Annotated in this window: 12 protein-coding genes; 8 read left to right on the forward strand and 4 right to left on the reverse strand. The window is 62.3% G+C overall.

Annotated features, from left to right (window positions below; translation table 11 throughout):
- The first annotated feature begins 177 nt into the window (after positions 1-177).
- The 3 genes from WC026_RS00225 to WC026_RS00235 all read left to right on the forward strand — a co-directional run bounded on the left by WC026_RS00225 (position 178) and on the right by WC026_RS00235 (position 5,846).
- The gene (locus WC026_RS00225; RefSeq protein WP_372708779.1) at positions 178-1,260 is read left to right on the forward strand and encodes a siroheme synthase; all 1,083 of its coding nucleotides are present in this window, start codon (positions 178-180) and stop codon (positions 1,258-1,260) included.
- Between the two features lie 310 nt (positions 1,261-1,570).
- On the forward strand, positions 1,571-3,721 hold the full coding sequence (locus WC026_RS00230; protein WP_372708780.1) for an OmpA family protein: 2,151 nt from the start codon (positions 1,571-1,573) through the stop codon (positions 3,719-3,721).
- A gap of 178 nt (positions 3,722-3,899) precedes the next feature.
- Positions 3,900-5,846, forward strand: a complete 1,947-nt coding sequence (locus WC026_RS00235) for a hypothetical protein (protein ID WP_372708781.1) — start codon at positions 3,900-3,902, stop codon at positions 5,844-5,846.
- Here WC026_RS00235 and WC026_RS00240 read toward each other — a convergent pair.
- On the reverse strand, positions 5,786-6,775 hold the full coding sequence (locus WC026_RS00240; RefSeq protein WP_372708782.1) for an alpha/beta fold hydrolase: 990 nt from the start codon (positions 6,773-6,775) through the stop codon (positions 5,786-5,788). The genes WC026_RS00235 and WC026_RS00240 overlap by 61 nt on opposite strands.
- Before the next feature lie 16 nt (positions 6,776-6,791).
- Complete coding sequence (locus WC026_RS00245; RefSeq protein WP_372708783.1) at positions 6,792-9,011, reverse strand: lytic transglycosylase domain-containing protein; 2,220 nt, start codon at positions 9,009-9,011, stop codon at positions 6,792-6,794.
- A 294-nt stretch (positions 9,012-9,305) separates the two neighbouring features.
- Here WC026_RS00245 and dapA point away from each other — a divergent pair, with 294 nt between their 5' ends.
- The 4 genes from dapA to WC026_RS00265 are packed head-to-tail and all read left to right on the forward strand — an operon-like array spanning position 9,306 to position 11,824.
- Positions 9,306-10,196, forward strand: a complete 891-nt coding sequence (dapA, locus tag WC026_RS00250) for a 4-hydroxy-tetrahydrodipicolinate synthase (protein ID WP_372708784.1) — start codon at positions 9,306-9,308, stop codon at positions 10,194-10,196.
- Positions 10,197-10,220: 24 nt separating this feature from the next.
- Positions 10,221-10,694, forward strand: coding sequence for an SsrA-binding protein SmpB (gene smpB / locus WC026_RS00255; RefSeq protein WP_372708785.1), 474 nt, complete (start codon positions 10,221-10,223; stop codon positions 10,692-10,694).
- Positions 10,695-10,715: 21 nt separating this feature from the next.
- The gene (locus tag WC026_RS00260; RefSeq protein WP_372708907.1) at positions 10,716-11,276 is read left to right on the forward strand and encodes a peroxiredoxin; all 561 of its coding nucleotides are present in this window, start codon (positions 10,716-10,718) and stop codon (positions 11,274-11,276) included.
- Positions 11,273-11,824: a peroxiredoxin gene (locus WC026_RS00265; RefSeq protein WP_372708786.1), complete on the forward strand. Its 552-nt coding sequence runs from the start codon at positions 11,273-11,275 to the stop codon at positions 11,822-11,824. The genes WC026_RS00260 and WC026_RS00265 overlap by 4 nt, the downstream gene beginning before the upstream one ends.
- Here WC026_RS00265 and WC026_RS00270 read toward each other — a convergent pair.
- Both WC026_RS00270 and WC026_RS00275 read right to left on the reverse strand, forming a co-directional pair.
- Entirely contained in the window at positions 11,805-12,476 is a 672-nt protein-coding gene (locus tag WC026_RS00270) for a uracil-DNA glycosylase (RefSeq protein ID WP_372708787.1), read from the reverse strand. The two genes, WC026_RS00265 and WC026_RS00270, sit on opposite strands and share 20 nt — an antisense overlap.
- Before the next feature lie 32 nt (positions 12,477-12,508).
- Positions 12,509-13,153, reverse strand: coding sequence for an NYN domain-containing protein (locus WC026_RS00275; RefSeq protein ID WP_372708788.1), 645 nt, complete (start codon positions 13,151-13,153; stop codon positions 12,509-12,511).
- Positions 13,154-13,539: 386 nt separating this feature from the next.
- Between WC026_RS00275 and rpoZ the strand changes: the two genes are divergently transcribed.
- Entirely contained in the window at positions 13,540-13,998 is a 459-nt protein-coding gene (gene rpoZ / locus WC026_RS00280; protein WP_372708789.1) for a DNA-directed RNA polymerase subunit omega, read from the forward strand.
- Positions 13,999-14,012 lie beyond the last annotated feature (14 nt).

Consider the following 14,012-nt stretch of genomic DNA (forward strand, 5'->3'; position numbering starts at 1 on the left):
GCTGCGCCGGACGTGCCCTGCATCGCTACGTTAATCCTCCGGGCGGACCGCAAATTCGCCCGGATGCCGGTCCGGCATCATCGTGTATGATCTATTCGCGTTGGCCTTAGCGGCGGCTGCAGCCGCTCAATATTGTTCCTGCCTGCGCGAATGACCGGGTTCATCGAAGTAGAAGACATGTCGGTATCGGACGTAGAGGAAGCTCAGAAAAAAAGTACGCGGACGCGGCCGGAGCGCATGCAGGCGCTTGCGACGTTACCCGTATTCTTCAAGCTTGCCGGCAAGCGCGCCATCGTCGCGGGCGGCAGCGAACCGGCACTGTGGAAGGCCGAACTTATGGCTGCAACCGGCGCCCATGTCGAAGTTTATGCGGAGACCTTCGTCGATGGGTTCGACGCCCTTGCCTCTGCGCCTCCCGGCGGCTCGGTCAAGCTCAACAAGAGAGCGTGGTCGCCTGCCGATCTCGAAGGAGCCGCGATCGCGATCGGTGCCAGCGACGACAATGAAGACGCGGCCGCATTCGCAGCTGCCGCGCGCACGGCGGGCGTGCCCGTCAACGTCGTGGACCGTCCGGCATTTTGCGATTTCCAGTTTGGCGCCATCGTCAATCGCTCGCCGCTGGTTTTGGCGATTTCAACGGACGGAGCCGCGCCTGTCCTTGCCCAGACGATACGGTCGCTCGTCGAAGCCCTGCTTCCCGATGGTCTGAAGCGCTGGGTCGAGGCGGCGAAGCTATGGCGAACGAGAGGCGGTCAGCTGGGCGCGACCGCCGCGGCGAAACGCAGGTTCTGGAATCGCTTCGTCGACCTCGCGATCGACGAGGCCGAGCGCGAACCTCGCGAAGCCGACTTCGATGCGCTCGTGCGAGCGCCCGACAAATCACCTCCGTCCGTCGCGATCGTCACCGTCGGAGAGAGCGCCGATACGTTGACATTGCGCGCCTTGAGAGTGCTGCGCACCGCCGACCGCATTTTCTTCGATGATGACGTACCGGCTTCGGTTCTCGATTTCGCGCGCCGCGAAGCTCAGCGCTTTGCCATCGGCCCAGACGCTAACGGTGACGCGAACGGTGGCACGACCGGCGCTGTCGATCGCATCGTGGACGCGGCAAGAAACGGCGAACGCGTCGTTTGTCTGATTGCCGGCTCATCCGGCAGGGTTGAGGCATCTTGCAACGCCCTGTCGCGCGCCTTGCACAACGCCGGACTGGACATGCCGGAAATCACCTTCGCGCCTCGTCTAGCCTCGGATGCCTCCTAATCCTATCGGGCGCTGCCATCGGGCCGCTGTGAACACAAATCGCCATGACCGGCGCGCCACACTTCGCGAACACACTCGCGGTCGGCATAAAATGAACAAAAATATTACCTAATTTCAGTTGGTTATGGGAAGGCGGCTCCTCCAGGCTTGGCTTGGAATGGTGTTGGCTCTTGTTTATACTGCTCGCGGGGGTCCGCTCGGTTCAAAGTCCAGCCACGGTCGGGCGATTGGCACATCGCTCTCCTTGTTGCGGGGCATTGACTGCACGGTCGTGGCTCCGCGTTGCCTTTTGTTTCGGAGTCGCGTGCGAATGCGCTGCAATCCCATCTATTGGCTGTTGGGCGTCGTCCCGATTGCGGCGCTGAGCTGGGTGGCCGTGCAAGTCCAGCACGCGGACATCGAAAGCGATCTCGCGCGGCGCACCTCCGAAGCACTGAAGCGTGTCGGCTTGACCTGGGCGACACCGCACGTGAGCGGTCGCGACATCGTGCTCACGGGCAAGGCGCCAGAGGAGCGCGGCCCGATGCTGGCCGAAGGATATGCGCGCAATGTGTGGGGCGTGCGTGTTGCATACAACCGGTCGGGGCTGATCGAGCACGTCGCGAATTATCAATGGTCGGCGGCGTCCGATGGCTCAGGACGGCTCAGGCTCGCCGGCGACGTTCCCTCGGAACAGGCGCGGCGATCCTTGCTCGAGGCGGCGAAAGCCGCGTTTCCGTCCGCGTCAGTCAGCGACGGGATGCGTCTCGCACGCGGGTCTGTCGATCCTGACGCGTGGCTCGCGGGAGCACAATTCAGTTTGAAGACGCTCGCCGGATTGAAACGCGGCGAGGCCGAACTTGCGGCGCTCGATCTGTCGCTCAGGGGCGAAGCCGCAACCTCGGACGCCTATCGCCGTGCAAAAACGGCGCTCGCGAAGCAGAGACCGGCGCGCATCGGATTGGCGGAAGAAAAAATCAGCTTGCCGGTCGCCCGGCCTTACACCTGGAACGCGCGTAAAGGCGGCGATGGCTTCTTGATCGAAGGCTACGCGCCGGGCGATGACGTCAGAGGCAGGCTCGTCGCGCGCGCCCGGTCGCTCTTCGGCAAGATGTCGTTTTCCGACCGCACCGACATTGCGGAGGGTGCGCCCGACGGCTGGGAAAAAGCCGTCGTCATCGCGCTCGAGCAACTGGCGCAGCTCAAGTCGGGCGACGTCGCTTTCAGCGGCAGAGACCTGACGTTTTCGGGCGAGGCCGCCGATGAGCAGGTCGCGGCGGCTGTGAGCCGATCCCTGAAACTCGACGTGCCTCAGAACTTCAAGATCGTCGACCGTATCCGCTATCCGAAGCCCGATCTGTTTCCAGCGGGCTCCGGCTACGTGATGGGCGTCGTCAATAACGGCGCAGCCATCGACGTGATCGGCATGACGCCGAGCGAAGCGGCGAGGGCCGCGCTTATCGACGCCGTCAAGGCACGGTTCCCGGGACGCGCGGTGAACGACAAAACGCAAGTCGCGCCCGGAGCCCCCGAAGGCTGGCAGCAGTGCGTCGTCGCGGGCCTCGCATCGCTGTCGCGGCTGACGAAAGGCAAGTCGCTGCTTTCCGATCGCAAGCTCGAGCTTTCCGGTGAGACGGACGACTACGCCACGTCGCAATCGGTGGCCGGAGACGTCAAGGCGGCGGCCGGGCAGACCTGCGAAACGACGGCCAACGTCGCATTCATCGGCAAGATGAAGACGGACCTTTCCTGGAAAGCAACGCGTGCGCCGAACGGCATGATCACGCTCGAAGGCGATGCTCCGGACGATCCCGCGCGCGTCCGCGTCATAGAGACGGCGCAACGGATATATCCCGGTGAAAGCATTACCGATCAGATGAAGATCGTCGGCGCGCCGCCCGAGCCGTGGCAATCCGCGACGCGTGTCGCGTTGGAGCAACTCGCGCGCCTCAGGCGCGGCGATGTCGAGATTTCCGCAAAGGATCTGATGATCGAAGGCGCCGCCGAAAGCGAGCGCGTCGCGAATGAGATTCGCAGCGTCCTCTCGACCGATCTGCCGCCGGGCTTCAAGGCCCGCGACGCGATCACAGTGATGAACGTCGACGAAAAAGCCGCCGATAGCTGCCAGACGCTGATGCGCCAGACATCGGCGAAAGGGACGATCAACTTCGAGCGCGCCAAGGCGGATTTGACCGCCGACAGCACGCAGACGCTGCGCGATCTCGTCGAAGTCGCCAACGAATGTCCAGCCTTCAGCATTGAAATCGAAGGCCACACCGACGCCGAAGGCACCGACGAGCGCAATCAGCGGCTCTCCGATCGCCGGGCTCGTGCGGTCGCTGACTTTCTCACCCAGAATGGCGTCAGTGCACGTCGCCTTTCGACGATCGGATACGGCGCAACCCGTCCGCTCGCCGATAATGCGACGGAAACAGGCCGGGCAAAAAATCGCCGCATCGAATTCAACGTCAAAGTCAATTGAGCAGGCACAGTCGCTTCGAGGACCGGGTTCATGGATTATCTGTTTGTGAAGCTCATTTGGTGGATCGCACTGGCGTTCGCTCTCGGACTGGTCACGGGCTGGATCACATGCCGGGAGGAATAGCCTTGAAACGCGCGTTGGCCTTCATGGTTTGCTGCATGGCGGAGCCGGTTCGGACATGACGTATCTGCTGCTGCAGACATTCCTGCTTTTGCTCGCGTCGTATTTTTTTGGCGCTTTCCTGGCGTGCACCGCAAAGCGCGCTCTGCTGGGCTCGCGCCAAACCGAGGCTGCTTACGCTACTATTCCGGCAGAGTTCGACGCGCCGCTTTATCCGCCGGTCGCAGCCGCTGCTCCGCGCCCGGTGCCGACCAGATCCTTCGCTCCACCGGTCGTTCCGCGTTCCATCGATCCCGTGCAGCCGAGGATCGATGTCATCCGGCGTCCCGAACCGCGGCCGATGCCGAAACTCGTCGATCCGTCGCGTTTCGAGCGCGCGCTGATGGGGCCGGATCTGAACGAAGGCATGCCGCGACGCGCCATCCCGGAAATTCGCCCCGTTGTCTTGAAGCCCGTGACCGGCGCGTATCAACCGGGAAGCTACGGTCCGCCGCCTGAGCCGGAACCGGAGCTTCCGCCGCCGCCGCTCGAGCCTATTGCGATTGAACCAGAGCCGGAGCCGTACGAACCGGCACCGGTTGTTGCCGACGTTGAACTCGAGCCTGCTCCCGAGCCCGTTGTCGAACGGCGCGAAAAACCGGCGAGACTGACGTCGAGACTGAGCGACGCAACTACGTCAGCTGCTGCTGCGGCGGTTGCTGCCGCCAAGGCCGCCGCTGCCGCGTCCATAAGCTCCTTCGCCAGACGGCCCGCGCCAGAGCCCGCTCCTGAGCCGGAACCGTTGCAAGAGGCGGAGCCGGCTCAGCCGCTCGGCGTCGTTGAGCAAAGTGCCGATGAGCCGGAAGACATTGCATACGAGAAAATCGAAGACCACGCGGGCGATCCCGTTGAGGAAACGGTCATCGCCGAGCCGGAAGACGAAGAACCGGAAAGCGAATACCTCGACATCGAGGAGCCGGAACAAGACGAACCGGAAATCGAAGAGCCGGCGCACGCTGAGGTGCCTGTCTCTTCGGTGCCGCTCATCGCGCCGAAGCCGATCATCCGGCAACCGATCGAAGGCGGCGACGATTTCCAGCGCATCCGCGCGATTGATGCCAATCTCGAGCAACGGCTCAAGATGGAAGGCGTCGACAGCTTCGAGCATATCGCGGCCTGGAGCCCCGCCGACGTCAAGCGCATCAGCGGGCTATTTGATATTCCCGGCCGCATCGACCGTGAACAATGGGTCGAGCAGGCGCAGATTTTGGCGAAGGGCGGCGAGACCTATTATTCGCGCAATCGCGTGGCCGCACTGAAGGCCGCCGCGCCCGCCGAAAAACCGGCGGCGAGCCAGATCGCGGACTTGGTCGGCTTGCCCGCGTCCGGGTCAGGGATTGCCGGAGATAAGCCCCAATCTTCGTCGGTCAGTGCATCCGTGACGGAAACGGGCAGCACTGACGCACCGGCCGCCGGCGAGAAAGTGCCGGAACCGCAACTCTCCGGCGTCGCCGCCGCGATCCACGGACGCTCGGTCGCGGAAATGGCCGCCGCCGCCGCCGCCGCGATCGCCGCTGCCTCGGCAAGCGTGACGCGCGGCTTGAAGCCGATCGAACCGATCTCGCCGCTGGCCAAGGTCGATCCGAAAATATCGATGCCCGCGAAGCTCTCAGACGCCATCAAGGTCAAGGAGGCGGCCACGGCGCAAGCTCCGGCCGCGAGCGAAGCAGAGCCGCCGAGGCCGATGCCGGCTTCGAGCCAAGGCCCGAATAGTGATTTGAAACGCATTCGCGGCGTTGGCGTGCTGATCGAGAAGCGGCTCAACGCCATGGGCATCTCGCGCTACGAGCAGGTTGCGAACTGGACGAGCGGCGACATCGATCGCGTCAGTCAGGTGCTGGAATTCAAAGGCCGCATCGAACGCGAGGGCTGGGTCGAGCAGGCGCGCATTCTGCTCAATGGCGGTCAGACGGAATTTTCCCGCCGCGTCGACCGCGGCGAGGTCGACACCAGTCGCGAGACGTGACTGAAGTCGCTGCGGGTCAGAACGCCATAACGCCGGTCGGCGTTCGCTTCGTCTGACTGAGCAAAGAACGAGGCAATGGCGGAGATCGTCGGCTCGTCGCGCAGAAACGGAGCGTGTCCTTCGTTCGGCGCGGTGACCGACGTCATGCGCGGATGTCGCCGCCGCATTTCTTCGACCGTCGCCTCGGACAAGAGATCGGAATTGCCGCCGCGCACGACGAGCAGCGGTACCCGCTTCAAGGCTTCAAACTGCGGCCAGAGTTGCGGCATCGGACCGTCGAGCACCGATAGGCACTTGGCCAGCTTCGCGTCGTAGCCGCTGACGGGTTTGCCGTTTCTTTCATTGAACAGTTGGCGCGCGACGGCCTCGGCGTCGGCCTCCGAAAGGTTGGGAAAATCGCGACGCGTGAGATCAAGAACGATCCGTGCGGCATCGGCCCAGCTCTTCGGCACGGGAACGCGTCCGACATAGCCCGCGATGCGCGCCAGCCCGTCCATCTCGATGACCGGCCCGATATCGTTGAGCACGACCGCGCCGATCAGCGAAGGCTGGACCGCCGCGAGCACCATCGCGATGAGCCCGCCGCGCGATGTACCGATGATGCCGGCGTCTCTGAGGCCGAGCATGATCATGTAATCGATCACATCCTGCATCTCGATCGGCACGGCGTAGTTTTTCCAGTCGTCGTCATGTTGCGAGAAGCCGCGCCCGCGCGTGTCGAGCGTGAAGACGTCGCGCTGCGGCATGCAGCTGCCGCTCAACGTCAGCGCGACCGTGTGAAAATCGCGGCTGTTTCGCGTCAGTCCCGCAAGACACACGACAGGGCGCGCGCCGCTTGGATTGAGCGCCGGGTAATGGCGGCCATAAAGGCGCAGGCCGTCCTGGGACGTGAAATAGATCTCTTCATATCCTTGCGCGGCTGCTGTCATGGTCGCGTCGTCTCCCCTAGCCCTCGTTGTCGCTGGCGGTGTTCGTGCGCGTTTGACTGCTGCCCGGAGGTTTCGAATGGTCCGGCGCCCGAACGAGGTCCTGCTGCAGGCGGAGCGCATTCTTCGAAAACCCGAGGCGCGCGCGATAGATTTGAATGTTCGCCAGGACCTTCGTCACGTAATCGCGCGTCTCGGTGATCGGAATGCGTTCGATCCAGTCGACGGTATCGACGCGTGCCTCGCGCGGATCACCGTTTTCATTCATCCACTGCCGCGCGCGACCGGGACCGGCATTGTAGCCGGTGAGGCCCAGCACATACGAGCCGTCGAAGTCATCCATGCGGTCGGCGATGTAGGCCGATGCTAAAGAGACGTTGTAGCGTGTATCAGAAAGCAGGCGGGAGAGATCGCATTTCATTTTGTAGTCGCGGCAGACGTGGCGCGCCGTGCCGGGCATGATCTGCAGCAGACCCTTGGCCCCGGCGCCTGAGACGATCTGCGAGTCGAATTCGGTTTCCTGACGCGCGAGGCCGAGCAGCAGCGCAAGCTCCGGCGGCTTGCGCAGCGGCTTGTAACCGGGGAACGCCGTGACGGGATAGGCATACGTCAGCAGGTTCTGGCCCTTGGCGACGGCGGTTTTTCCGATGCGCAGCGACATCTGCGGATCGCCGATCGCACGTGCGATATAGGCGACTATTCCCGCTTCGGCCTCGCTCGACGTCGCGGAATGCAGGGCGACAAGGAAGCTTCGCGTATAAAGACGAGAGAGCTTCGCTTTCGCTGCCAGAACCAGCGCCTTCGTCGCGTCGTCCGACATGAACTTGCGGATCTGGTCGGGCGAGGGGTAGGCGGGCGGCTTGATTTCGAGCGACGTGCGCCCCGGCTGCAGCATCTGCATCGCGAGTAGGCCGTGGAACGTATCGGTGTTCTGAGCCGCGAGCCGGTAAGCCTTCGTGGCTGCGCCCTTGTCGCCGCGCGCATCAGCTACGCGCCCAAGCCAATACTGCGCTTTCGCGATGCTGAGCGGTCCGTCGGCCGCCGCCGCCATGGCGCGAAAATGCTTCTCGGCGGCATCGATGTTGTTCAGATAGCGAAAGGCGATCCATCCCGCCATGAACGTCTGCTCTTTGAGCGGATTGACCGTCAGAGGACCGGCGTCTCTGGTGAGCCGGTACGCGAGTTTCGCCTTGCCGAGCTTCAACGCGCCATAGGCAAGCTCGCGTCGCTCCGCCCACCACTCGTCAAGCTCGGCGATCTTTTTGGGGTCGGGCGGCACGGAGAGAATGAGCTCGGCGGCTTCATCGATCTTGCCAGCCTTACGCAGTACCTGCGCGCGATGAAACGTCAGACCCGCATCGCCATCACCATGTTCGGCGAGCGCGCTCATCAGCGCGTGCGCATTCTTGGCCTTGTCGAAGACCGCGAGCCGCGCCGTCGCTTTTTTCTGCTCGGATTGCGGCAGCAGCGGAATGAGACGCCGCGCGGCGGCCACGCGAGCGGCGCGGTTATCGGCGAAACGCACGTCGTCCGTCACCAGGCGGTCGAAACGCCATTTGTGATCGGCGTCCGTCAGGAGTTTTCCGAAGCGCGCGAGAAAACCGTTTTCGAGTGCCGGAGGAAGCGTCGTCTCCCGCCAGGTCTTGGCGGCAAGCGATCGCGCCTTGGCGGTATTGCCTTCCGCGAGATAGGCCGATGCGAGCGCCGCGGTGCCGGCACCCGTCTGCGGTTCCTCGCTTGCAAAATAGCTTTTGATCGCGCCGGAGCTGCCGCCCTTCGTAAAAAGCGACTCCTCCAGCCGTTGAACGAGCATCGCGCGCGACGGCCAGCGCGGATTGTCTTTCAGAAACGTCTGATACTCTGCCGGCTCTCCAAGTCCGGCGCGCAGCCGTATCCAATCGGCGAGCTTGCGCGCCACCGGATCGGAAATATTGCTTCGCGCGGCGCTGAAGCGATTGTCATCCTGTGCGCCGACGGCTGCCACCGCCTCACGCAGATTTTTAGCGTCGCTGGCGGATGGCTCGGCCGACAACAGGGGCGCGAGCGCCGAACCCAGCCGATCAAGCTGCTTCTGCTCGTCGGCAAGGGGCCGGGGCGCCGCGATATCGCTCAGGGGTGAGTCGGCGGAAACGGGCAACGCCGCAGCGAGCGACAGGGCCGCGAGGCAGCATGCCGCGACGCTCTTCAAAGCGCCGGCACGAAAGAGATTTGGCGTTGCCACGGCAGGGTTTAGAGGCATCGTCTCTCATTCGGTGGGACGCAGGGATGCACGATCTTGCAGCAAGCCTAACGAGCGCCTAATGTTATTGAGCTTGCACCGAAAAGTGTTTGTCCGGCCGCATTAAGCGGCGGGATGGCTACGGACGCAAGCGCTTAACGGACGACTGGCACGTCCGTGCGGCAAGACCGTGGCTCGAGTTGGCTCGAGTTGACTGGGGCCTTTTAGGACAAGTTTATCAGTTGATGCCTACAACCGGGAAATCTCGGCCTTCTCGGCAGCACCCGGCTCGGGAAATCAAATCAAGGCGCACGCATGTTTAAAGGTTCGATCACGGCGCTCATCACGCCTTTCAGAAACGGCAAGGTCGATGAAGCGGCCTTCACCCGTTTTGTAGAGTGGCAGATCGCGGAAGGCACGCACGGACTCGTTCCCGTCGGAACCACGGGCGAGAGTCCGACCCTCGACTTCGACGAGCACAAGCGCGTCATCGAGCTGTGCGTTACGACGGCGAAAAAGCGCGTGCCCGTCATCGCCGGGACCGGCTCCAACTCGACGGACGAGGCTGTCGAGCTATCGCAGTATGCCGAAAAGGTCGGAGCCGACGCGGTTCTGATCGTGACGCCCTATTACAACAAGCCGAGCCAGGAAGGCCTCTACCAGCACTTCAAGGCGATCAATGACGCGATCAACATTCCGATCGTCATTTACAACATTCCCGGCCGCTCGGTTGTCGACATGTCGGTGCAGACGATGGCGCGCTGCTACGAGTTGAAGAATGTCGTCGGCGTGAAGGACGCGACAGCCAATCTCGCGCGCCCCTCGCAGACGCGCGCGGCTCTGGGGCCGGATTTCTGTCAGCTCTCGGGCGAAGACGCGACGGCGCTGGGCTTCATGGCGCACGGCGGCTCCGGATGTATTTCCGTTGCCTCGAACGTCGCGCCGCGTCTCTGCGCCGAGTTCCAGAATGCGTGCCTCGCGGGCGATTTCAAGAAAGCGCTGGCGTTGCAGGATCGGCTCATGCCTCTATTTGAGGTCATGTTTATTGAGAGCAATCCGGGACCGGCGAAATACGCCGTCTCGCGATTGGGTTTCGGCACCGGCGAAATGCGTCTGCCGATGGTTCCGATCTCGGATGCTGCGCGTAAGGCCGTCGACCAGGTGCTGGGTCAGCTCGATCTGATCGACGCCCGAGCGGCCGAATAGAACGCGCCTGGAGTTTATTGAACGATGGCCGCGAAACGCGACGACGGCAGCACGCTTGTCGCCGAAAATCGAAAAGCACGTCACGAATACTTCATCACCGACAGCTGGGAAGCAGGCATCGAGTTGCTGGGCTCCGAGGTGAAGTCTTTGCGGCGTGGACAATCGAATATTGCCGAAAGCTATGCCTCCGTCGAGGATCAGGGGATCTGGCTGATCAACAGCTATATCGCCGAATATCCTGGCGCCGCTTTGTTCCCGCACGAGCCGCGCCGCAAGCGCCGCCTGCTGATGCACACAACCGAGATCCACAAGATCGCGATCGCCGTCGAACGCAAAGGCATGACGCTCGTTCCGCTCGAACTCTATTTCAATGAGAAGGGCAGGGCGAAAGTCAAAGTCGGTCTGGCGCAGGGCAAGAATCAGGCGGACAAACGCCAGGATTCCGCTAAGCGCGACTGGAACCGACAGAAGGCGCGCCTGATGCGCGAAAAAGGCTGAGCGGTGCCGAGCGCGAATTTCATGGACGTCGACTGGTCGGCGCTTCCGAGTCCCGTTGACGACGGCGGTGCACGCCACCTGACCGGAGCAGCTCTGCCCGACGTCGCCTTGTCGGCAACCGACGGTTCCATCGTTTCGCTGGCGCGGCTGACCGGGCGCACCGTCGTTTTCGTTTATCCGATGACGGGTCGGCCGGGCATCGCTTTGCCCGAAGGATGGGATCAGATTCCGGGCGCACGGGGCTGCACGCCGCAGACGTGCGCGTTTCGAGATATTTACGTGGAACTGAAAGAAGCCGGCGCCGCACATGTCTACGGCTTCTCAACGCAGGATTTCGCCTACCAGCAGGAATTGGCCGAACGGCTGCATCTTCCGTTCCCTTTGCTGTCGGATTCGGATCTGGAATTTTCGAGCGCGGCTCGCCTGCCTATGATGACCGTCGAGAACATGACCTTGGCGAAACGCCTCGCACTCATCATTGATGATGGAATGGTAAGCCACGTTTTCTACCCTGTCTTTCCACCGGATCGGAACGCAGGCGACGTGCTTTCCTGGCTGCAATCGAACAGGCGCTCACAATGAAAGACGTCCGGCCCTGGCCTGCTCCCGTCGATGATGGCGGCGCGAAGCATCTGATAGCCGGCACCCGCGTGCCGGACGTTTCGCTGCCTGCGACGCGCGGCGCGAACGTGAACCTCGCACGCTATCAGGAACGCGCCGTCGTCTTCGTCTATCCGATGACGGGAACGCCCGGCACGTCCAATCCGCCGGATTGGGATACGATTCCCGGCGCTCACGGCTCGACGCCTGAAGCCGAAGCCTTTCGCGATTATTATGCCGAGTTCGAAGTGCTGGGTTACGAGGTGTTCGGTCTGAGTGCGCAACCGCACGCGGAGCAGCACGAGTTCGCAGTTCGCGCCGGAATTCCATACCTCTTGCTTAGCGACGAGAAATTCGCGTTTGCCGACGCATTGAAATTGCCGCGCTTCGAAACCGGCGGCGAGACGTATCTCAAGCGGCTGACGATGATCGTGAAAAACGGCGTGATCTACCGGGTGATCTATCCGGTGCATCCGCCCGCGACCCATGCCCGCGAGCTGCTGCTCTCGCTCAATCGAGCGCGCGTCTAATATCTTCGAACACGGATCGGAACATGGCGGGCGTCAGCCGGCCGGTGTTGGTATTGTAGCGCGAGCAGTGGAAGCTATCGAATAGCACGCGGCCTGGTTCGATCTCATGGCGTGCCCCGTGTGCGAACGGAAAGAGTGCCTTGCGCTTCGCGAGCGTCGTCAGAACCTGATCATGCGCAATGCGCCCGAGCGCCAGCATGATCTGCAGCCGCGGCAGATGCCCGAGACGTGATTGGAAAAAGGGCCGGCAGGTCGCGATCTCTTTCGGCTCCGGCTTGTTTTCGGGCGGCACGCAGCGCACCGCATTCGTGATCATGCAGTCGACGAGCTTCAGTCCATCGTCGCTGCGTGCCTGATAATCTCCGCGTGCGAAGCCGTAGGAAAGCAACGTCGCGTACAGAAGATCGCCGGCGTAGTCGCCGGTGAACGGCCGCCCGGTCCGGTTGGCGCCGTTGCGACCGGGCGCCAATCCCACGATCAGAAGTCTGCAGTTGGGATCGCCGAACGATGGAACCGCCCCGTTGAACCAGGTTGGCTCCTTGGCCTCGTTCTCATGGCGAAAAGCGACGAGACGCGGACAGCGTCCGCATTTGACGGGAGCCTCAGGTGCCGTCGCAGGCCCGGTAACGTCAGCCGTCAGCGGGCCTGCCATGCGTCAATGGCCTTCTGAGAGAACCTGCTCGCTCAGACTTCCTCTTCTGCGAGGTCGTCGTCTCCAAAATAGCCCACGTCGCGCGGCGACTGTGACGATCCACGACCCGCATAGCTGCGAGCGCCTTCACGCGGAGGGGTGCGGCCACTCTGAGCCCTGCCGACCTGATCCTCAAGATCCGCGAGATCGATGAAATGGTCGGCCTGGCGGCGCAATTCGTCGGCGACCATCGGCGGCTGCGTCTGCAACGTCGAAATGACGCTGACGCGCTTGCCCTTTTGTTGAAGGGCGGCAACGAGGCTGCGGAAATCTCCGTCGCCCGAGAAAATCACGATGTGGTCGAGCGCATCGGCAAGCCGCATGGCATCGACGGTAAGCTCGATGTCCATATTGCCTTTGACTTTGCGGCGGCCGGTCGCGTCGGTGAATTCTTTCGTCGGCTTCGTCACCATCGAGAAGCCGTTGTAGTCCAGCCAGTCGATCAATGGACGGATCGAGGAATATTCCTGCTCCTCGGCCAGCGCCGTGTAGTAGAGGGCCCGGACAAGCTGCCCCTTCTGCCGGAAAAGCCCCAGCAAGCGCTTGTAATCAATATCGAAACCAAGAGACTTGGCGGTCGCATAAAGATTAGCGCCGTCGATGAATAATGCGATACGTTCCGTCGGATAAAAATGCATGGCCGATCCCTGATGCCAATTCAATAATTAAACAATGTCCAACAACGTCGCCAGGGGGCATTGAGGGGAAAAGTCATCCTCGTCCGCGACGAAAGCCGTGTCGGGCAGGGAGTCAAAGCGCTTCTACAGCGTAGATACATCGATAGCAGATTATCGTCACGATTAACAATTGTGACAAATAGTCTGGTCAATTTGTGGCTCGAAACCCGGAACGACGCAACGATAACCTGGAACTTCGTGCAACGACATCGATCAAGTGATCTTGCGTTTTACACGCTAAGGTGCGAAACAAGCAGGAACGTGGCGCTGCGAAGCGGTCCGAGAGATTGTGTGCGCCCTCATTCCATTTGAGCAGCCGAAGTTAAACCAAGGGAAGGTCAGCCCTCATGGCTCGCGTTACTGTCGAAGATTGCGTCGACAAAATTCCTAATCGTTTTGAGCTGGTTCTCCTTGCGGCACACCGGGCTCGCGCCATCACCAACGGCAGCGCCATCACCATCGCACCTGATGACGATAAGAACCCGGTCGTCGCGTTGCGCGAAATCGCCGAACGAACCATTTCGCCCGACGACATGCGCGAGACGTTGATTTCCTCGATCCAGAAGAACACCGAAGTCGACGAGCCGGAAGCCGTCGCCGCACCGCTTCTGCCGCCGGATCGCCGCGCGCCGATGCTCGGCCGCGATGACTTGGCAAGCGATACGCAGGTCGACGTGATGACGGAAGAGCAGCTTCTGCGTGGTCTCGAAAGCATGACCCCGCTCGAGCCGTCCGCGAACATCGGATCGGGCGCAGGCCCACGGGAGCGCGAACGTGATCGCGATCCGCGGGACCGCTCGCGCTAAATCGGTGGCGCGGA

It is taken from the genome of Hyphomicrobium sp., from assembly GCF_041674905.1.
Taxonomy (GTDB): Bacteria; Pseudomonadota; Alphaproteobacteria; order Rhizobiales; family Hyphomicrobiaceae; genus Hyphomicrobium_B.

Excerpts from the sequence above, each read along its gene's own strand:
- WC026_RS00245 (WP_372708783.1), bottom strand. The coding sequence starts at position 9,011 with ATGCCTCTAAACCCTGCCGTGGCAACGCCAAATCTCTTTCGTGCCGGC.
- WC026_RS00235 (WP_372708781.1), top strand. The coding sequence starts at position 3,900 with ATGACGTATCTGCTGCTGCAGACATTCCTGCTTTTGCTCGCGTCGTAT.
- WC026_RS00240 (WP_372708782.1), bottom strand. The coding sequence starts at position 6,775 with ATGACAGCAGCCGCGCAAGGATATGAAGAGATCTATTTCACGTCCCAG.
- rpoZ (WP_372708789.1), top strand. The coding sequence starts at position 13,540 with ATGGCTCGCGTTACTGTCGAAGATTGCGTCGACAAAATTCCTAATCGT.
- WC026_RS00230 (WP_372708780.1), top strand. The coding sequence starts at position 1,571 with ATGCGCTGCAATCCCATCTATTGGCTGTTGGGCGTCGTCCCGATTGCG.
- WC026_RS00225 (WP_372708779.1), top strand. The coding sequence starts at position 178 with ATGTCGGTATCGGACGTAGAGGAAGCTCAGAAAAAAAGTACGCGGACG.
- smpB (WP_372708785.1), top strand. The coding sequence starts at position 10,221 with ATGGCCGCGAAACGCGACGACGGCAGCACGCTTGTCGCCGAAAATCGA.
- WC026_RS00260 (WP_372708907.1), top strand. The coding sequence starts at position 10,716 with ATGGACGTCGACTGGTCGGCGCTTCCGAGTCCCGTTGACGACGGCGGT.
- WC026_RS00265 (WP_372708786.1), top strand. The coding sequence starts at position 11,273 with ATGAAAGACGTCCGGCCCTGGCCTGCTCCCGTCGATGATGGCGGCGCG.
- dapA (WP_372708784.1), top strand. The coding sequence starts at position 9,306 with ATGTTTAAAGGTTCGATCACGGCGCTCATCACGCCTTTCAGAAACGGC.
- WC026_RS00270 (WP_372708787.1), bottom strand. The coding sequence starts at position 12,476 with ATGGCAGGCCCGCTGACGGCTGACGTTACCGGGCCTGCGACGGCACCT.
- WC026_RS00275 (WP_372708788.1), bottom strand. The coding sequence starts at position 13,153 with ATGCATTTTTATCCGACGGAACGTATCGCATTATTCATCGACGGCGCT.